Annotated in this window: 13 protein-coding genes and 1 pseudogene; 8 read left to right on the top strand and 6 right to left on the bottom strand. The window is 41.7% G+C overall.

All coding sequences use genetic code 11. From position 1 onward, the window contains the following. Window positions 1–291: 291 nt before the first annotated feature. Window positions 292–738, bottom strand: a pseudogene (locus IQ246_RS11305) (rhodanese-like domain-containing protein); the annotation flags it as partial. A gap of 280 nt (window positions 739–1018) precedes the next feature. Continuing rightward, complete coding sequence (locus tag IQ246_RS11300) at window positions 1019–3391, bottom strand: NACHT domain-containing NTPase (RefSeq protein ID WP_194002992.1); 2373 nt, start codon at window positions 3389–3391, stop codon at window positions 1019–1021. 391 nt (window positions 3392–3782) lie between these two features. Between IQ246_RS11300 and IQ246_RS11295 the strand changes: the two genes are divergently transcribed. Further along, window positions 3783–4505 carry a response regulator transcription factor gene (locus IQ246_RS11295; RefSeq protein WP_194002990.1) on the top strand — a complete coding sequence of 241 codons (723 nt, stop codon included), beginning with the start codon at window positions 3783–3785 and terminating at the stop codon, window positions 4503–4505. Between the two features lie 242 nt (window positions 4506–4747). Here IQ246_RS11295 and pdxA read toward each other — a convergent pair whose 3' ends face one another. Further along, window positions 4748–5830: a 4-hydroxythreonine-4-phosphate dehydrogenase PdxA gene (gene pdxA, locus IQ246_RS11290; protein ID WP_194002988.1), complete on the bottom strand. Its 1083-nt coding sequence runs from the start codon at window positions 5828–5830 to the stop codon at window positions 4748–4750. A 295-nt stretch (window positions 5831–6125) separates the two neighbouring features. On the opposite strand from pdxA, the gene IQ246_RS11285 reads away from it, so the two are divergent. From IQ246_RS11285 to IQ246_RS11275, 3 genes are all read left to right on the top strand, one after another. Beyond that, on the top strand, window positions 6126–6230 hold the full coding sequence (locus IQ246_RS11285) for a PetM family cytochrome b6-f complex subunit 7 (RefSeq protein ID WP_194002986.1): 105 nt from the start codon (window positions 6126–6128) through the stop codon (window positions 6228–6230). A 189-nt stretch (window positions 6231–6419) separates the two neighbouring features. Continuing rightward, complete coding sequence (locus IQ246_RS11280; protein ID WP_194002984.1) at window positions 6420–7403, top strand: SDR family oxidoreductase; 984 nt, start codon at window positions 6420–6422, stop codon at window positions 7401–7403. Between the two features lie 88 nt (window positions 7404–7491). Continuing rightward, on the top strand, window positions 7492–8409 hold the full coding sequence (locus IQ246_RS11275) for an NAD(+) kinase (protein WP_194002982.1): 918 nt from the start codon (window positions 7492–7494) through the stop codon (window positions 8407–8409). 774 nt (window positions 8410–9183) lie between these two features. Here the strand turns inward: IQ246_RS11275 and petA are convergent. Continuing rightward, window positions 9184–10185: a cytochrome f gene (gene petA / locus IQ246_RS11270; RefSeq protein ID WP_194003024.1), complete on the bottom strand. Its 1002-nt coding sequence runs from the start codon at window positions 10183–10185 to the stop codon at window positions 9184–9186. Between the two features lie 148 nt (window positions 10186–10333). Further along, window positions 10334–10873, bottom strand: a complete 540-nt coding sequence (gene petC / locus IQ246_RS11265) for a cytochrome b6-f complex iron-sulfur subunit (RefSeq protein WP_194002980.1) — start codon at window positions 10871–10873, stop codon at window positions 10334–10336. Between the two features lie 229 nt (window positions 10874–11102). On the opposite strand from petC, the gene IQ246_RS11260 reads away from it, so the two are divergent. Beyond that, on the top strand, window positions 11103–11411 hold the full coding sequence (locus IQ246_RS11260) for a DUF3067 family protein (RefSeq protein WP_194002978.1): 309 nt from the start codon (window positions 11103–11105) through the stop codon (window positions 11409–11411). 145 nt (window positions 11412–11556) lie between these two features. Here IQ246_RS11260 and tatC read toward each other — a convergent pair whose 3' ends face one another. Next, window positions 11557–12351 carry a twin-arginine translocase subunit TatC gene (gene tatC / locus IQ246_RS11255; protein ID WP_194002976.1) on the bottom strand — a complete coding sequence of 265 codons (795 nt, stop codon included), beginning with the start codon at window positions 12349–12351 and terminating at the stop codon, window positions 11557–11559. Window positions 12352–12676: 325 nt separating this feature from the next. Here tatC and IQ246_RS11250 point away from each other — a divergent pair, with 325 nt between their 5' ends. From IQ246_RS11250 to IQ246_RS11240, 3 genes are all read left to right on the top strand, one after another. After that, window positions 12677–12904 carry a hypothetical protein gene (locus IQ246_RS11250; RefSeq protein WP_194002974.1) on the top strand — a complete coding sequence of 76 codons (228 nt, stop codon included), beginning with the start codon at window positions 12677–12679 and terminating at the stop codon, window positions 12902–12904. Between the two features lie 817 nt (window positions 12905–13721). After that, window positions 13722–15059, top strand: a complete 1338-nt coding sequence (locus IQ246_RS11245; protein WP_194002972.1) for a P-loop NTPase fold protein — start codon at window positions 13722–13724, stop codon at window positions 15057–15059. Continuing rightward, entirely contained in the window at window positions 15029–20113 is a 5085-nt protein-coding gene (locus tag IQ246_RS11240) for a hypothetical protein (RefSeq protein ID WP_194002970.1), read from the top strand. Before IQ246_RS11245 ends, IQ246_RS11240 begins: the two co-directional genes overlap by 31 nt. The last annotated feature ends 129 nt before the right edge of the window (window positions 20114–20242 follow it).

Genomic DNA, 20242 nt, shown 5'->3' with positions numbered 1-20242 from the left:
ATCTGACCCCCCTTGATTCCAGGCACACAAATCATTAACTGTGTGCGGAGGATAAAACCGTAAGGCTTCGCCACAAGAAGCTATGCCTTTTTATTAATGATTTTCTGGGTTATTTTTTGCCTGAGACTCACTAATGTCTTCCTTCACGTTACTAACTCCTTTTTGAATGCCTTCCTTGAGGTTACTGGCTCCTTCTTGAATGCCTTCTTTAAGGTTACTGGCTCCCTCTTGAATGTCTTCTTTAAGGTTACTGGCTGCTTTTTGAATGCCTTGCGTCGGGCTAGTGCCTCCCTTTGGCTGATTTTCTAAGTGATTTTGCATCCGAGATACCACATTATATTCATCTGCGCCTGCGGGGGTTCTGGATTCAATAATGCCTTCTGTTGGGCCACCGATTGCCTTCCATGCACCAAGACCACCTTTAAGTTCAGATACATGTACAAACTTAGCAGAGCGAAGTATTTGTGCTGCTTGGGCACTTTGTTCTTCATTTGCGCCGTAAACATAGATATCACGGCTTTTATCTAAAGAAGATACTGCGCGTTCTTCTAATTGATCTATGGGCATCGGCATTGCTCCCATGATGTGACCCTCATTATAGGTCATGCGATCGCGCACATCCAATATTGTAAAAGCTGGTTCGCCCCATTCTAGACGTGATTTTAGTGCATGAACGTCAGATTGTGCTTCTATGGGTGGTTGTGGAGGAATAATCCCACCTACTAAATTTTTATCCATGATTATCGTTTGCTAATTACGGTAATAGCAATTTAACGAACTAGACAAACTTAATTGCTCTTTCTCTGGTGTGAATCTTCTTAATCTCCCTCTTCAGATAGACGGACTTATCTAAATAATTCTTACTAATTAATGAGTTTTAAATATAATCAATACATATTGCAAAAAATCTAATATTTTGGATCAATCAACTTGAATAAATTTAAGCTCTAAAACTCACTCAATATAGTTCAGTTAAGACTTGATCCCCAGAAATAAAAATTATCAGTGTCGTCAATTATCAGCCTTGACCACAAGAAATACTCACATTTTCAATATCAGCGATCGCTAACAATAATGTCTCCTCAATCTTCTGTCGCACTGCTGAGCTTACAAAAAAAGCGCTATTTAGGCAATCTACCAGCAATTTGTTGGCATCGTAATATTGCTGAAGTAATTCTTTTTGCTGTTCATTGAACTGCCAATTGTGACCAATATTGCGATGCTTAATTAGCACGTTTCTTAATTGCTCACCCCAGCTTTGACCTTTAGCTTGCCACCAGTCCCTAAATTTATTTTGATCACTATCTATATATGGCAGTTGTTTTTTGAGTTTTTGTAGCACTTGCTTTAATTCAGGCTCAATAACAAGGTCAACAGCTTCGTCAAAGGCAATGGTAAGGGCATGAGCATGATCTAGGGCCAGGGCATCATTGAGGGGATGTTCAAAGGCAAAGTCTAGCTCGTTCATACAAGCAACAGTACTAGATAAAAACTCATCAAGAGCAAGATCAGGGTCAAAGGCGATGTTACCAACAAGGGCGTACTCAAGGTTATAACCAGGAGTATGAGCGAAAGCGCGATATCTATGGCGAGAGCTTCGCTCAACACAAACCAGGTAAAAGGCACGGACAGCTACTGCTTTGTAATGAGTAAAGACAGAACTAGATTTTTGATGTAGCCAGGTAAGAAAATACTGCAATTTTTCATCGCCAGCCAATAGCAAATCAATCTTTTGCTTCATTAACTGTAGCACTTCATCAGCATTGGCTAAGATATTAACAGTTAGCAAAAATATATCATGCCAGCGTTTTTCAGTAATATGATTAACTAGATTAAGCAAAGTTTCTAATTGAGAAGCTTCTACAATTTTTCTAGCAGTAAAATACTCTTGAAATGTTAAATGAGAAAATGAGTAGATTCCTCGTGCCCTTTCTACTAATAAGCCATCTTGTGCCTCAATTGCTTTTAGCAGTTCCTCACTATCTATCTGAAACTGGCTTACCTCTAAATTAATGTCTCCTGATGCGTGTAATTCAGCGATCAGTTGTTGTGTTTTTTCTTTTTCAAAAAAGTAATTTCCTTGCTCAAAGTTGATAGCAGCAAGCTGAAAAAGCAGGTTTTTCTTGCTTGCCAAAGTTAAATTATAAGTGATGCGATCGCGTTTAATGCCTCTTATTTCATCCCATCTAACCAACAAAATATTTAGTGCTTGCTCATATAGCTTAGCTGGATTAGATGGAAATTCCTCTTTCACATGGAATACTAGACAGATTAAATGGAGTAGTATTGGTGTGACTGCCAATTCCCGGATATGCTGATTTTCTGGCAGATTGAGTTGATTAATAAATAAATTTCCTAAAGCTTCCCCATCTTCCCTAGATTTACGAGCTACTGCAACAAACCAGTTTTTGGCATAAACTTCAACTTGAGTATAATCAAAGTCTGCTACTTCAACTTCGCTAAAACCCGGAAATCTATATTGTTGGGCAGCAACTCGACAGCTAATAACAAACTGATTTCTGTAAAAAATCTGAGCAAATCTGCGAATTTCTATTCTAACTTTATCTGCATTTTTTGATGGAATTTCATCTAATCCATCTAGCAAAATCAGCAGCTTGCCCTGAGTAAAAAGGTTTGTAGTTTCTTCTTTAATACCACAGCTGATAAATTCTTGGCTAATGTAGTTAAATAGATTGAATTCACTCTCACCTTTAGTATCTTCAATAAATTCTTTTATACTGATAAAAATTACTATACGATTTGGCTGAAACTCACCTTTGTTACACTCAATCGCTAGATATTGTAAAAATGTAGTTTTACCTGACCCTGGTTTGCCTAGCACCATCAGTTTCGAGTACTGTAATACAGCTTCTAATCCTCCTAATCTTTTCTGATGCTTATATCCTCCGAGTCGGTTAAAGTTAGATTCAGATTTGAAGTCTTTCAACAAATCAGAAATCTCTCGCCATTGCTGGCTGTTTATTTTCTCTAAAACATTGATATCAGTGTAAATGTCCGTCAATTTCACTGTGTGGGCAATATCTAACATTTGCAAAGTACCGCACTGGTCTTGAATTTTGCCTTGACGTTTTTGGCGAATTTCCCGCACTAATGCATCCACATCTACTTTGTTAGACTGTACTTTAGCAGTTGCCTCCGATATTACATTTTCAGGTATGCCTGCAACTTGTTGCCAAGATAATCCTAGTTGTTGACAAATTTGCACAAAACAAGTGCGAGAAACTGACTCACCTGCGAAAAATTTAGAAACTGGTTGGCGTGTAATGCCTAAAGCTGCTGCTAATTTGTGCTGACTCCAAGTCTTGTCTATTAAAGCTGTTTTTGCTGCTCTAATACCTTCTGGTGACGCTCTCAGTCCTTGGCTTGCCATAGTCTCAGTCTGAAACTTGTAGTATCGTATATGCTTAAGAAGTTAACCACGCATTGATGCGTTGTGGGTAAATTCTCATAGGCTCTTTCTAAAAGTCACACCCGTTAGTTAAAGTAAAGTAAAGTATTTAGTTTATTTACAGCTTTTTTTAAGTGTGTAGAGTTAAGTTTATACTGCTTAATTCTAAAAATATACCAAAATTATACAATAATCATACATTGTGTAAGCATTATGATGGCTGAAGTTTTCACAAACTTCATGGAAAATTAGGTGTACACAAGTACTACACAGCTCATACTCAATTGAGATGGGCGTAAATACACTCTCAACAGCAACACGTAAAGCGAAGCTGCCGCAATAGCAAATCGCCAAATCAAAAGTAGGCTGCATTATGGTTATGTCTCCCGCCACTACTCCCAATCCCAAAATTATGATCGTCGATGATGACTTCGGCGTCAGAAATCTCGTCTATCGTTTTCTAAGTCGGAAATATCAAATAGAGTCCGCAGCAGACGGTAAGACTGCCCTTTCATTGTTTGAGCAATTTAACCCGGCCCTAGTAATTCTGGATTGGAATTTGCCAGATGCCAATGGCTATAGCCTCTGCCAAGAAATGCAGAGTCGCACTAATGTTTTAGTGATGATACTGACTAGCCGGACTGACGAGGCTGATAAAATTAAAATTCTGGCCGCAGGTGCCGATGATTTTCTAACTAAACCATTTAGTCTTGCAGAGGTAGAAGTTAGAGTAGAAGCCCTTTTGAGGCGTATACGCTATATCAATCCCTCTCCAACACAACGTCTGATCTTCAAGCAGTTAGCAATTAACCCTGAAGGTCGGGAGGTAACACTTAACGATAAACCCCTCACCTTAACAGCCTTAGAATTTAATATCTTACATTTTTTGGCAAGCCATCCTGGTCAGGCTTGGAGTCGCCCACAGCTAATTCAAAAAATCTGGGGTTGCGACTACGTAGGAGATGGACGGGTGGTTGATGTGCATATTGGTCAGCTTCGCAAGAAGATGGAAGTCGATGCTAGCGTACCTGAATTTATTAAAACTGTTCGAGGCTATGGTTATAAGTTTGAACCACCTGAAAACACCCAAGCTTAAACTTTCACGTAAAAGGGATTGGGGTGGTAGTATATAGATGAGAAATTATGGAATTTGCTCTAACCCCAAACATATTTTATTTGGGAATGTTTTCCCAGTAGGCAGGGAGAGGAGCGGCGTTACTCCCGCCATCAACCTTCTCTACGAGACGCTGCGCGAACGATATGGTGGGGGACTCCTCGCCGCGAACTGTTAAAATAACCGTAATAATACTGCTTTAAATTGAGCGATATTGTTAGAATTCATACTAATAGCCTTTGACTAACTAATTCAACCGCTAACTCTATCGCAGCTTTCATACTCGTAGCATCAGCAATTCCCTTACCCGCAATATCAAAAGCTGTTCCGTGATCTGGTGAGGTGCGAACGAAAGGAAGGCCGATAGAAGTATTAACTGCTCGGTCAAACGCCATCAGCTTTACCGGAATTAGACCTTGATCATGGTAAAGTGCTAAATAGGCATCAGATGAATTTTGTATAACAGAGTTTCCGTACCAAGCTTGACCCGGTTTAACCCACATCGTATCTGGTGGTATGGGCCCATCTAACACTAACTGTGGTCTGTTTTGCCGCTCTTGTTCTAACCACGGAATTAGCCAATCTTGTTCTTCATGTCCTAATTGTCCCTGTTCGCCACTGTGGGGATTTAATCCTGCGATCGCAATTCTCGCCTGTTCTATGCCAAAATCTCTCTCTAAACACTCCACTAGCAAATCTAATTTCTTTGTCAGCAATTGTGGTGTCAATACATCTGCTACTTGACGTAAGGGAATATGTGTGGTAGCTAGTAAGGTACGTAGTGTCCAGCCAGTATGGGGCGATCGCGCCACAAATAACATCCCAAAATGGTCAACACCTGACTTTTGTGCCAAAAGTTCTGTTTGCCCTGGATAATTGTACCCCGCAGCTTTCCAAGCAGATTTAGCTATGGGGCCTGTGACTATTCCATCAAATTCACCAGCAAGTGTTTTGGCGATCGCGTATTCCATGTAAGCAAAGCTAGCTGCACCGCTTGCTGCATTACCTGTTCCTAAGAGAATTTGACTTTCAATCTCTCTGTCTAACTGCACATCAATAACTGACAATTGGGCTGGATTTGCCAAAGGTGCTAAATTCTCAGTTAAGTTGAGTTTGTCATAAGTCTGTCTCAGCAAATCCCAACTACCCACAACCTTTACATCACATTTTTTACTTATTTCCGGCTTTGCTAGAGCTTTCAAAATCACTTCTGGGCCTATCCCCGCCGGATCGCCCAGCGTCAGCACCAAGCGCGGACGGTTCTCTTGAGGAAACTTTACTAGACTAGATTGATTAATTTGATACATATAAGATTCCTATTTGATTTTTGAAAAAACTGCGTACACCTCTAACTCCCTTTTTTCCTATCCCCCATTCCCTATCTCTACGAGTCAGTTCACGAATCAAATCGGATTACTATTTATTCCCTATCTCTCCGACTCCCTCTTCCCGTAGAGTAGGGATTGCCTATCAAACCAGTAGGGATTACCTGCTAAACTAGTTTAGAATTATTTACACAGGTCTAATCCTACAGCAACTATTGAAAAGCTTCTGGTAGACCTAATGTTTACACAAACCAATTTGCAAAGGAGAATCACATCAATGGGCGGCGAAATTTGGAATGCGGCTTTGTTGTCCTTCGGTTTAATCTTCGTGGGCTGGGGTCTAGGCGCGTTATTACTTAAAATTCAAGGATCGGAAGAATAATCCTTGCAATCATCTACTTTTGTGAGGCCAGAGGATTCTCTCTGTCTAGAAAAATAGCTTGTCCGGCAACCGGACAATGCTTTTTTCGGTATATTAATTAATTTTCTTAAAAATAATGTAAACTTTTGTTTACCTAGGCTATTCTGATAAGATTCTTTTCATAAAACATTAAGATTTATAACAATCCTCATGACATTATTAATTGTCGGTGCCACTGGCACCTTGGGAAGACAAGTAGCTCGTCGTGCGCTCGATGAGGGGTATAAGGTACGCTGTCTTGTCAGGAGTGCCAGAAAAGCCGCATTTCTCAAAGAGTGGGGCGCGGAACTCGTACCGGGCGATTTGTCTTACCCTCAAACTCTAGCAGGAGCATTAGAAGGTGTAACCGCAGTCATTGATGCCGCAACATCTCGTCCTACAGATTCATTGAGTATCAAACAAGTGGACTGGGACGGCAAAGTATCATTGATTCAAGCGGCAAAAGCCGCAGGCGTGGAACGTTTTATCTTCTTCTCAGTTCTGGATGCTGATAAGTACCCAGAAGTGCCATTGATGGAAATTAAAAGGTGTACAGAACTCTTTTTAGCTGAGTCTGGCTTAAATTACACCATCTTGCGCCTGGCTGGCTTTATGCAAGGTTTAATCGGTCAATACGGGATTCCCATTTTGGAAGGACAACCAGTTTGGGTAACTGGTGATTCCTCTCCCGTTGCTTACATGGACACTCAGGATGTCGCTAAGTTTGCTATACGTGCATTAAGTCTGCCAGCAACGGAAAACCAAGCTTTTCCTGTAGTAGGAACTCGTGCATGGAGTGCAGAGGAAATCATTAGTCTGTGCGAACGTTTATCTGGAAAAGATGCCAGAGTAACGCGAATGCCAATAAACTTGCTACGTACCGTGCGGCGTCTGATGCGGTTCTTTCAGTGGGGATGGAACGTGTCAGACAGACTGGCATTTACAGAAGTATTAGCCAGTGGTCAACCGTTAAATGCCTCAATGGATCAAGTGTATACAGTCTTTGGGTTAGAGCAACAACAAACCACAACTTTAGAAAGCTATCTACAAGAGTACTTCAGCCGAATTATGAAAAAACTTAAAGAATTAGACTATGAGAAAAATAAAACCAAAAAACAGAAATCTAAAAAGACGCCCTTTAAGCAGTCATCATAGTGAATACATCTTTGACTAATGACTACAGTGTCAAAAATGTGTAAGGATTACATAAGACAAAGCATCGCCTAAAATTGGATATTTGAATGTGCCGAAAGCAGGCATTATCTACAATGACGTTAAACCGATAGCGGGTCGTGTCGCTATCGAACTCAAAGACAAGCTAACCGCTGCCGGTTGGAATGTGTGTATCACTACGAGCATCGGTGGAATACTGGGCTACTCTAACCCAGAGAGTCCTGTACGCCACACCCCAATTAACGGTCTGACGCCCCCTGGTTTTGACTCAGACATGAAGTTTGCGGTAGTGTTAGGGGGGGATGGCACTGTTTTAGCAGCGTCTCGTCAGGTCGCCCCCTGTGGTATTCCACTATTAACAGTGAATACTGGCCACATGGGGTTTTTGACAGAGGCTTACCTGAATCAATTGCCTCAAGCAATAGAACAGGCGATAACTGGTAAGTATGAAATTGAAGAACGAGCGATGCTCACCGTCAAAGTATTTCGGGGAGATTCGGTGCTGTGGGAAGCCCTCTGCTTGAATGAAATGGTGCTGCATCGAGAACCTTTGACCTCTATGTGCCATTTTGAAATTGCCATAGGGCGTCATGCGCCAGTAGATATTGCAGCGGATGGTGTAATTGTTTCTACGCCAACTGGTTCTACAGCTTATTCGTTGAGTGCAGGTGGGCCAGTAGTGTCCCCTGGTGTACCTGTTTTGCAGCTAGTACCTATATGTCCCCATTCTTTAGCTTCGAGGGCATTAGTTTTTCCAGACACTGAACCAGTGAATATCTACCCAGTAAATATTCCTCGGCTGGTGATGGTGGTTGATGGTAATGGTGGGTGCTATATCTTACCAGAGGATCGGGTGTATCTAGAGCGATCGCAATATATTGCCCGATTTATTCGTCTACAACCACCAGAGTTTTTCCGAATTTTGCGAGAAAAATTAGGTTGGGGTTTGCCACATATCGCTAAACCTACCTCTGTAGAGTTGCCATAGTTTAGAAGTCACATACATAATACTCGGCAGTTTCTTTGTTAATTATTTGGTGTCTGCTTCCTGTTTAGCTATGTTGGCGGTGTGTGACCTAAGAGGATGTTTTCATTACCAGACTCTTCTAACTCGCATTATGTAAGTATATGAGCGATTGACGTACAAACAGCAAGCAATATTGTGCCACTCCGAAGTAGCGGTAGATTGTTGCTAGTACATACAGTGAGAATATTGCAAATCACAATGGCGAGAAACAGATCCAAAGTTATCTGATGTATAGTGTTCCAGATCACATACCAAGAAGCAAACACCTTGAGTTTACCGGGAAGGCGACGTTTTTCGACAATCTTTTTTTGGCTTGGTATCTCTTCAAGCTGGAGGTTATGTTTTTGTATATATTGCTACTAAATCACTGTGTGGATACACTTATTATTCCATAAATTATTTTTGAAAAAGGTCTATTTTGTTTGTGATTAGGACTTACGCATTGACAGTAAATACTAGATATGAGGTATGGGTTTCAGGCGTGAAAACGTGATTTTTCAATTGTCTTTTAGCGATCGCTATCCATGTGGTGGTAATTGTCAAAAGTCTGGAACGACCAAATCCCGTTGGTACACATAATGTTTTATTTGTACAGTGCGTAAGCCCTAGTGATCTTAAAACATTTACGCTCAAAGTTTACTAACAGTTAAGCCCCAAATTTTCAGGCTTCGTGTAACTAACATTAAAAAAGACAGGCAAAATGCCTGTCTCGTAAGTAATGATTTAGCAGAGAATTTAGAAATTCATCTCAGCAGCTTGAACTTTTTCAACCTGCTTCTTCTTGAGCACTAGCATAACTTGAGCCAACATCACAAGAGCGATGAACGCAATCATCCATTGGACTCTAGAGGAATCTTGCAGTACGATTTCTGCATCTATTTGACCGAATCCACCAACGTTCGGGTTGCTGGTTAAAGCATCACCAGACTTGACTGCTTGTCCTTCGGAAACAATCAGTTCTGGGCCTAGAGGAATCGTCTCCGTGACAACTTCACCAGATTCGCTTTGAATGCTTACAACATATTTGACGTTACCGTCTCCATCTTCTTCTTTGGCAATTTTGCTAATTGTGCCAGTAGCGGAAGCGTTATAAACCGTGTTGTTGCTCTTTTCGCCAGTGGGGTAAACTTGTCCGCGTCCTCGATTACCACCTACGTGAACCGAATATTTACCGAAGTGGATGTTTTTATCGGTTGCGGGGTTAGGAGAAAGAATTGGGAAGACAATTTCCTGATACTGTTCACCGGGTAAGGGGCCAACGATAACAACGTTATCTTTCTCTTCGCTGTAGGGTTGGAAGTAAGTGTCGCCGACTTCTTCTTTAAGTTCCTCAGAAATACGGTCTTCAGGAGCAATCTTAAAGCCTTCGGGTAGCATCAGTACAGCACCAACATTCAGGCCAGCTTTAGAACCATCAGCACCAACCTGCTGCAAGCTGGTATCGTAAGGAATTTTCACCACAGCTTTAAAAACAGTGTCAGGTAGTACCGATTGAGGCACTTCCACTTCTGTCGGCTTAGCCGCTAGGTGGCAATTGGCGCAAACAATCCGCCCAGTTGGCTCGCGGGGGGTTTCGGGGTAGGTTTGCTGTGCCCAAAAAGGATAGGCAGCAGCAGCTTGGGGAAGGGCTAAATCGCTGGTGAAGTAAAATGTCACGGTAGCGATCGCTATGAGCAATGTTTTGACAATCGCTCTAGCACTGCGAGTTAACCTCGCTGTTAGAAAAACATTTCTCATCTCTATAAGGACAACGATTGAATTAGTCATTGGTCATTGGTCATTAGTCATTAGTCATCAGTCAAGGGTCAAGGGTCAAGGGTCAATACTTTTGACTTTTGACTTTTGACTCTGGACTTTAAACTAATAACTCAACACTCAGCACTGATTAACTCCACCAAGGTTCTTCACCGGTGCGGAAGTCGGTTTCAGTCCAAGGTGTCAAGACGATTTTGTCGTCGTTTACATTGGTATGGGCCAAAGCTAAAGACAGTGGTGCTGGGCCCCGGACGACCTTACCAGTTGCATCGTATTGGGAACCGTGACAAGGACATTTAAACTTGTTTTCAGCGACATTCCAAGGGACAACACAACCTAAGTGGGTGCAGATAGCATTAATGCCGTAATCAGCGATCGCTTCTTTGCTTTCCACCACAATATAGGTGGGGTCGCCTTTTAGTCCTTGAACTAGATTGCGATCGCCTGGGTTCCGGCTTGCGAGAAATTTACTGACGCTGACATCGTTGCCTAACTCATCTTTCGCTGTTGCACCACCACCGACACCACCAGCACTAGGTGGAATAAAGTACTTGACTACGGGATACAATGCACCCAGAGCCACTCCAGTGACAGTTCCAAAAGTGAGCAGATTCATGAATTGACGACGCCCCATATCGGGCACGTCTGCTGATTCAGAAAATTGAGCCATAATCTACGCGCTCTTTATATATTTTGCTAAGCATTTTGACAGGAGTACTAGTACTTGAGCAACTCTTGTCTAAGTCGAAATGCTAACGCCCACAACGATGCCATACTTCTCTGTTCCAAGATATATCTAGCATCTTTTCTGTTAGCATTACATTTCTTTATATCCCTATCATACTTGAGTTACGGAACTTAACATCATAACTAAATGTAAAATCTAATTGAGAAAAGCTATGACAGGACAGGAATTACGCCAAATGTTACTTGATAAGTGGGGATATTCTTATGATGTCCAGTTACGACGGACACAAGGGAAAATATTTCTGCAAGTAATGTGGAAATACTTAGAGCAGGCTTCTTTTCCATTAAGTGAAGCAGAGTACCAAGAGCATCTTGATAGCATCGCCAATTATCTTCACGCCTTGGGTGGGACAACACAAGTACAAACATTTATCATTGAAACACGCGATCGCCCCCGACTCGGCAAAGCTGTTAGCATTCCTCTAGATTTGGGCGAACGTTCTTCAGAATGGATATTATGACTTATTACTTAAAATATAGTATTTTATTACACTTGTATTTGCGATTTGTTAGTAATATCTTTAAATAGCAATTTTGTTAATTTAATGTTAAGCGCTTGCGCCAGACTAATTACAGCTCACCCTGCTGCTCGCAGGGTAGCGCCTGTCATTTGCCTGTGAGCTTAACCAACCCAACACCACCAAAGTAAAGCCCAAGTACTGCTCCTGCTAGAAGACTTTGGGTAAGGGGGTCAGTCGAAGGTGTAAGGATGGCTCCTAAAACTACTGCTCCCATAATCACGTAACGCCAACCAGCAAGCATTTTTTCAGAAGAGACAATTCCCAAATTACCGAGCAAGAGTTGGATAATAGGAATTTGGAATGCTAAGCCAGTACTAAATAACAGCAGCAGCACAAATTCAAAATATTTCTCAATTGACCACAGTTGTTCTACTACATCTGCTCCATAGCTAATAAAGAATTTTAAAGCTGCTGGGATCAGAAGTAAATAAGCAAACACTAACCCCGCTGCAAACAGCACACTCGACCCCAAAACCACAGGCCCCAGCAAGCGGCGTTCGCGGCGAGTCAATCCTGGGAGGACAAACTGGATAATTTGGTAAAGAATATAGGGACTAGAAAGTACCAAACCTGTGTAAGCTGCAACTTTGAAGGAGACAAAAAAATATTCTCCAGGAGCAAGCTGAAGAAATTTTACTCCTTGGGCTGGGACTTCCAGTAGCTGGACAATCGGCTTGACGGCAAAGAAACAGCCAATAATACCCACTGCTACAACAATCAGCGAATAAAAAATCCGCTGTCGCAATTCTTCTAGGTGGTCGAAAAGAGACATTTCGACTTCACCTGGTAAATCATCAAGAGGATCAGTTTCTGAGTTCCCAGATCCTTCTTGGTCGATATCGGGAGTGGTTACAGTATCTACATCTTGTGAAGGCGTCATGAGTCAGCTAGTAGGCAACATTTGTTAACTATTTTATCCGGGGCAGCAGCTACCAAAATATGTTTTTGGCTGCTTGAGGATTTTTGTCCGGTTTTTTGGCGTTGCATCTGTATAAGTTAAGTAGGAAGCTATCTTTTAGCCAATACCTGCCCTCTAAATAGGGTGGAACCGATAATTTGCAAATTACGTCTATTTTTAATAAATAAAGCAGCATTTAGTAAATTGATACAAAATCTTTAACATACAATGCTCAGTTTTTAAACTCCGGTTCATCTAAGGTGGTGTTTGCTATGGCGCAATCGGAAATTGTGATCTGAGGTTTTGTATGAATAGGACAATTTATATTGGATTGATGGCATTGCCTGTTTATTTATACAATGTCTGTTCTAGCTTTGCTAGTACTGACGTGCCAATATTCAACTACAAGGTTCCGATAACAACTGCTCTAATTGCTGTTAGCACAAATGCTAAGTTGCACATAGTACCGTGGCAAATATCAGCTAGAGATGACCAAACGGAAGATTGTCTTCGCGCAGGCATCTGCAAAGATTGATGGGAAATAATTTTCAGTTATGAGTAAATAGTACTTTTTTTAGGCTAGTTTGGTGAATTTGATCTTTTCACTTACTAGAGGATTCCTATTTGATTTTTGAAAAAACTGCGTACACCTTTAACTCCCTTCTTTCCTGTTCCCTATTGCCCATTCCCTGTCTCTACGAGTCAGTTCACGAATCAAATCGGATTACTATAGTATATTTTATTTTTAGATAATTTTATCTACTTAGAATAAATTACTCATCCGTGAAAGAGCAATTCAAGAGAATAAAGAGCCGAATTTTTATTAATTATCATTAAGCACGCGATCGCCTGATCAAAAAGCTGGAGCTAGCATTTTTTGGTCAACTAAAATACCACAATAGTAATTCAGAAATTCCTCGAAGCTACAAATAGTTTTTTGGTTAGTGTATTAGGAGATGCGATCGCGTTTAGTTGTATGCCTATATTTATAGCTGAAAGTGATGATGGGCTGAGGTTTTGATTCTGAGCACGGAAAATAATTTAATCTTCAGGGACACATTCAAATTGTACTCAACAGTACCTTTTTTTGGGCTGGATATTTTTACAATTCAGAGAAATATATTTTTTCTATAAGCGGTTTTTAGTTCGTCTTATTAGCAGTATTTGTACTTATTTTTTAATAAATGAAAGCATTATCGAATGGTACACAGATATGCGAAACCATCCGAAATGCTGTTATTTTAGTTTGTAATTGGAGTGAGATGTTTTACAGTAAAGCATAAATTCCCAAAAGTAAATATAGTTAGCAGATTTTATAATCTCCACCGTTTCCTGAGTGAAGTCGATTAGTTATGCTCCTAGATTTAGAAAGATTTTATCAGGCTTGCAATCCGAGCAGACCGCTAATGATGGGAAATCTGCGCGATCGCCGATACTATATCGATTTTGCTGCGGTGCGAGGTGGCAAAATCATTGAAGCTTTGCAGCGCACAATTACTCGGATATCGCCGGATGTTCCTACCTGTCAGCTATTTACAGGGCATCTTGGCTGTGGAAAATCAACAGAATTGTTGCGACTCAAAGCCGAGTTAGAGGAGCAAAAATTTCATGTAGTTTACTTTGAGTCTACCCATGTCCTTGAAATGGCGGATGTGGATGTGACTGATATTTTATTAGCGATCGCCGGTCAGGTAAGTGAAAGCCTGGAAGCGATGAAAATTGGGCTAAAGCCGAAATATTTTACTAAGTTGTTTGCTGAAATTATTGATTTTCTGCAAGCGCCAATTGAACTTGGATTAGAAGCAGAGTTATCTGTTGGGATTGCCAAAATTACGGCTAAAACTAAAGAAAGCCCACAGTTACGAAGGCGGTTAAGAGACTACCTAGAACCGCGAACGGCAAATATTTTGCACTCAATTAATCAAGAACTACTAGAACATGCCAACAAACAATTGAAAGCTTTAGGCAAACAAGGATTGGTGGTAATTGTTGATAACCTAGATCGAGTAGCAATTCGACCTTTACCATCTGGGCGATCGCTGCCAGAATACTTATTTATTGAGCGGGGTGAGCAGTTACGTAAACTGCATTGTCATGTAGTCTACACTATTCCCCTAGCCCTGACTTTCTCTAACGATAGTGCTGAACTCCAACATCGCTTAGGTGGTGGCGTAGCACCTAAAGTATTGCCAATGATCCCAGTACGTTTACGCTCTGGGGAGATTTTCCCCCAAGGACTAGCAATGATGCGACAAATGGTGTTAGCTAGAGCCTTCCCAGACATTCTACCTAGCGATCGGTTAGGCTTAATTACAGAGCTGTTTGATAGTCTAGAAAGCTTAGATCGGTTGTGCCTAATTAGCGGTGGTCATGTGCGCGACTTACTGGGATTACTGTTTGACTGTCTGCGAGAACAAGATCCACCCTTTGAGCGGGACTGTATCGAACTGGTGATCCAAAGGCAGCGAGATTACCGAAGCAACGCCATTGATCCCCATGAATGGGAATTAATCTTTCAGGTGGTGCAACAGCAAAGGGTCGGTGGTGACATAGCATATCACACCTTATTGCGGAGTTTGTTTATATTTGAATACCGTGACCATCGAGGCGCTTGGTTTGCCGTCAACCCAGTCATAGCAGAGACGCAAAAATTTAAATTATGGTTGAACGACACCCACAAGCAGATGTAAAAGCAACTAATGAGCGTGCTTTGCGGAGTTTGGGAAGGGCTGTGGCTCTTTCTAGCGGTCAATTCTCCGTAGTTTTGGTGTGCTGTAACTATAGAGTCTTGCAAGAGCGCATGTTGCAACGACTTGAAGAACTTTCTTTGGGAGCGTACCAGATTCAAAAGGTAGTTTTGCCCCACAATGTCAGAAGTCTTTACACAACTATCCATTTACAGCTTACAGAGCAACAGCCATCAGCAATGATGGTTTATGGTTTAGATTCAGTGGATGGAATTGATGACTTACTTAGGTCAATCAATCATATTCGCGATGAATTTCGCAAACGTCACCCATTTCCGATGATTTTATGGGTAAATGAAGAAGTATTGCAGAAGGTGGTACGTTTAGCACCAGATTTTGCGAGTTGGGCGGCTACACCGATTCGGTTTGAAATGACTACCTCGGAGTTGCTGCAATTTCTGAAACAGGAAACTGACTTTTTGTTCGCCACAGTTTTGCACAGCGATACTACACAAGAGCAAGAACCTCAAGTTTCAGCCCATTACTCTACTTTAGAGCAAGCTTGGGAACATAGCTATGAACTCCACTTTGCCATTAGAGATTTGCAAAATCGTGGTATTGGCTTAGAGCCAGAATTACACGCTAGTTTGGAATTTGTTTTCGGTCTAGATGATTATGTTAGTGACCGAATCGATACAGCTTTAAGCCATTTTCAGCAAAGCTTGCAGTTTTGGCAACAGGAAGAGGGCCAGAAGGCGAGAGGGGGGGAAGGGGAGTTTTTTCAATCCTCCTATCCTCCTATTCCACCGTCGCCTTATCTGCTGCGACAGGGAGTGTTACTGTTTTATATTGGGCTATGTTATTGTCGCTTAGCGGAACAAAATCAGACAGAAAATCGCCGCCATTGGTCTGTTGCTAAATCTTATTTTCAGCAATGCTTAGATGTTTTGCAGGTGGCTGGACGTCCAGATATAGTCGCTCAGTTTATTGGTCAACTCGCTGAAGTTTTACAACATCTGCAAGAGTGGGAAGAATTACAGATTGTTGCTCAAAAGTCTTTGGAGTTGCATCAAACCTATGGTAGTCAAATCCAACTTGCTTGTGACTACGGTTTGCTCGCTCAGGTGGCTGTACAGCATTCTCGGTGGGGACAGGCGAGTATATTGGCACATGTATCGCTATTGAAATTAGCCGAAGCACAAAACCACAACGATCCTTATAAATGCTTATTTCCATTGCTTTTGGGACAAATTTATTATTTAGTTTTGGCGAAAGCCCAACGAAATCTAGGTGAGCAAGAAGTCGCTGGTGAATATCTGGAAAAGGCGACAAAAGAACTCCCAGAGGCTTTAGAAAGTAGCGCACCTCAATACGATGCCCATCGTTATATTCGACTATTGCGGAGGTTGCGATCGCTTTATTTTGAAGAAGGCCGCTATCTGGAAGCCTATTGCATTCGACAAAAACGACGTTCTGTTGAGCAGCAGTATGGTTTTCGAGCTTTTATTGGCGCAGGTCGCCTGCAACCTCAAAGACAGGCGACAAATCCAGCATTGATGTCACCTTCTGGGAATAGTAGCGTTGCTTTAGAAATTGCTGCTTCTGGGCGCGAGCGAGATATTAATAACTTAATTGGCAGAATTAGCCGCGCTGATCAAAAGCTAACAGTGATTCACGGTCAGTCAGGAGTAGGTAAGAGTTCTACTGTGACTGCGGGCTTAGTTCCAGCACTACAAAATCGCGCGATTGGCGATCAAATAGCCGTACCTGTGGTATTACAAGTTTATACCGATTGGATACAGGAATTAGGGAAATCTTTAAGTGAGGTGATGTCTCATATCAAGGGAAAAGCAGCCATTGAATCGGAAGCTTTACCAGACTCAACTACACATACTGCGATCGCCGGGATTTTGCAACAATTACGCGAAAACGCTGATGACCATCTGATCACAGTTTTAATTTTTGACCAGTTTGAAGAATTTTTCTTTGGTTATAGCGATCGCCATCAAAAACAAGAATTTGATAAATTTATTAGCTACTGCCTCAAGATCCCCTTTGTCAAAGTTATTCTCTCTTTACGAGAAGATTATTTGCATCGCTTATTAGAGTTTAAACATCTCTCGGCACTGGAAGCAATTAACAATAATATTCTCGATAAACATATCCGTTATCAGCTAAATAATTTTTCACCAGAATATGCTAAAGCAATTATCCGCAAATTAACAGAACGTTCTCAGTTTAATTTAGAGCCTGCTTTAATTGATGCTTTAGTTGAGGATTTATCTACAGAATTTGGAGAAGTCCGCCCCATTGAATTGCAGGTTGTCGGAGCGCAAATCCAAGATGAGCGAATTACCAAGCTAGAAGAATATCAGCCATATAGACCCAACAAACTCATCGAGCGATATATCAAAGAACTCATTAGAGATTGCGGCCCAGAAAATGAAAGAGCCGCTTTACTAGTTTTGTACTTATTAACAGATGAAAGCAATCAACGACCTTTTAAAACTCGTGCTGAGTTAGCAGCACAACTGTCAGACTTAGAAGATGCAGCTAAATTAGAGTTGGTATTAGATATTTTAGTGCGCTCTGGATTAGTGGTTCTCTTTCCCGATGTTCCTGAACGTTATCAACTGATTCATGATTATTTAGTAGACTTGATTCGCTATCTGCAACAACAAGAATCGAGCTTACAAGTACAACTTAACCAGCTACGTTATAAAGTCGAACAAAGTCAATCTGAGATTGAGAGACTCAAAAGTGAACTCAGACAAAAAAAGCAGCAAGCTAAACTGGTAGACACTCACCCCCAACAGGGATTAGATTTATTCACAGAATTACGTGAGCTACGCAAGCGAGAAGAATTGAGCCAGTTAGAAATTGAACAATTGCGAGCTGAATTAAAAGAAAAAGAATTAACAACTCAACTAGCAGAAAGTCAAGAAAAACAAAGGCTCAGTGAAGTTAAATTAAATCGTTCTTTAAAAATCGCTCTCACTGCTTCCGTTCTAGCCATACTGGGATTAAGTGTCTCTATAGTTACAGCAGTAGATAGCGAGATTAAAACCCTCAGTGCATCTAGCGAAGCCCTGTTTGCGTCACAAAAAGGTATCGATGCCTTAAAGGAAGGTTTAAGAGCAGGGAGAAAACTGCAACATACGGTTTGGGTAGATTCCCATACAAGAGAGCAGGTACAGACGGCTTTATACCAGTCAGTTTATGCGGTGAGAGAATATAACCGCCTGGAGGGACATTTGTCTGGGGTGAACAACGCGACATTCAGCCTTGATCGCTCTTTGATTGCCTCGGCTAGTGCTGATACTACAATTAAACTCTGGCGTCTTGATGGCAGTTTAGTCAAAACGTTGTCAGGTCATGAGGCTGTAGTAAATAGTGTCAGTTTCAGCCCTGATGGTCAGATCATTGCTTCTGCTAGTCAAGACAAAACGGTGAAACTTTGGAGTCGGGAGGGTCAATTACTCACCACTTTACCAGGTCATGAAGCTGTAGTGAATAGTGTCAGTTTCAGCCCTGATGGTCAAATCATTGCTTCGGCAAGTAGCGACAAAACGGTAAAACTGTGGAGTCGAGACGGTAAATTGCTCAAAACTTTACAGGGACATAATAATGCAGTTTTAGGTGTAGCCTGGTCGCCTGATGGTCAAACCATTGCTTCAGCGAGTACCGACAAAACTGTGCAACTGTGGAGCCGAGATGGTAAATTGCTCACAACCTTACAAGGGCATGATGACGCGGTTAAAAGCGTGGCTTGGTCGCCTGATGGTAAAATAATCGCTTCCGCTAGTTTGGATCAGACTATCAAACTATGGAGTTTCAAAGGTAAGCTACTAAGAACTTTGTCGGGACACAGTGCTGGCGTCACCAGTGTAGCTTTTAGCCGCGATGGTAACACCATTGCTTCAGCAAGTACCGACGAGACGCTCAAACTTTGGAGTTCTGAGGGTGTGCTACTGGGAACCCTGCGGGGACATAACAATTGGGTCAATAGTGTTAGCTTGAGCCAGGATGGTCACACTCTGGCTTCTGCTAGTCGAGACAAAACTATTAAACTCTGGCGTTGGGACGATGTGTTGCTCCGACCAAGAGCCGATAATAATGCTTGGGTAACTAGCATTAGTTTTAGTCCTGACGATCGCATCTTAGCCGCAGCTAGTCGAGATAAAACGGTGAAGCTTTGGAGCCGTGATGGTAAACTGCTCAACACCTTAAAGGATCATCAAGGTGAAGTTTGGGGTGTTAGTTTTAGCCCCAATAAACAGGCGATCGCCGCTTCGGCTAGTAAAGATAAAACAGTCAAGCTTTGGAGCCAAAACGGTAAACTGCTCAACACCCTCAAAGGTCATAATGATGCGGTCTTGGGTGTAGCATGGTCAGCTGATGGTCAAACTATCGCCTCAGCGAGTAAAGATACAACGGTAAAGCTCTGGAGTCGAGATGGTAAATTGCTCAATACTTTGCAAGGTCATAAAGATGCAGTGAATTGGGTAAGCTTCAGCCCTGATGGTAAATTACTAGCATCAGCCAGCGATGACAAAACAGTCAAGCTTTGGAATCGGGAAGGGAAACTTCTATATACCTTAACTGGTCATAGCCGTCGGGTTAATGGGGTAGCATGGTCGCCTGATAGTCAAACTATTGCTTCAGTTAGTACTGATAGCATGGTGAAACTTTGGAGTCGGGACGGTCAGTTGCTCAACAATCTCGCGGGAGATGGTGATAGTCTTATCAGTGTCAGTTTCAGCCCCGATGGGAAGACTTTGGTAGCCAGCAGTGATGACAAAGTGAAGCTTTGGAACCGCGAAGGGACGTTACTAATTGTTTTGAAAGGTGATAAAGGTGAGTTAACCAGTGTCAGTTTTAGCCATGATGGCAAGACTCTGGCTGTCGGTAGTGGTAAAGGTACGGTGATTTTCCAGAATTTGGCAGATCTCAGGCTAGAGAATTTACTAGCACGAGGTTGTAATTTATTACAAGAATATTTGCAGACAAATCCAAAGGTGACAAAAAGCGATCGCGCATTGTGCCCAAGTAGATAATAGACTTATTGCATAATTCATACTGTGATTCAGCAACGCCAGAAATTACTTCTTCAATAGCATTTTTCCGAAATCGCCATTTTTACTTTTGTAGGTTTATTAACGTTAGAGTCAAGCATATGAGTTAAA

The organism is aff. Roholtiella sp. LEGE 12411, assembly GCF_015206995.1.
Taxonomy (GTDB): domain Bacteria; phylum Cyanobacteriota; class Cyanobacteriia; order Cyanobacteriales; family Nostocaceae; genus Komarekiella.
The sequence above is the reverse complement of the archived record's forward strand: the minus strand, read 5'-3'. Positions and strand labels throughout refer to the sequence as shown.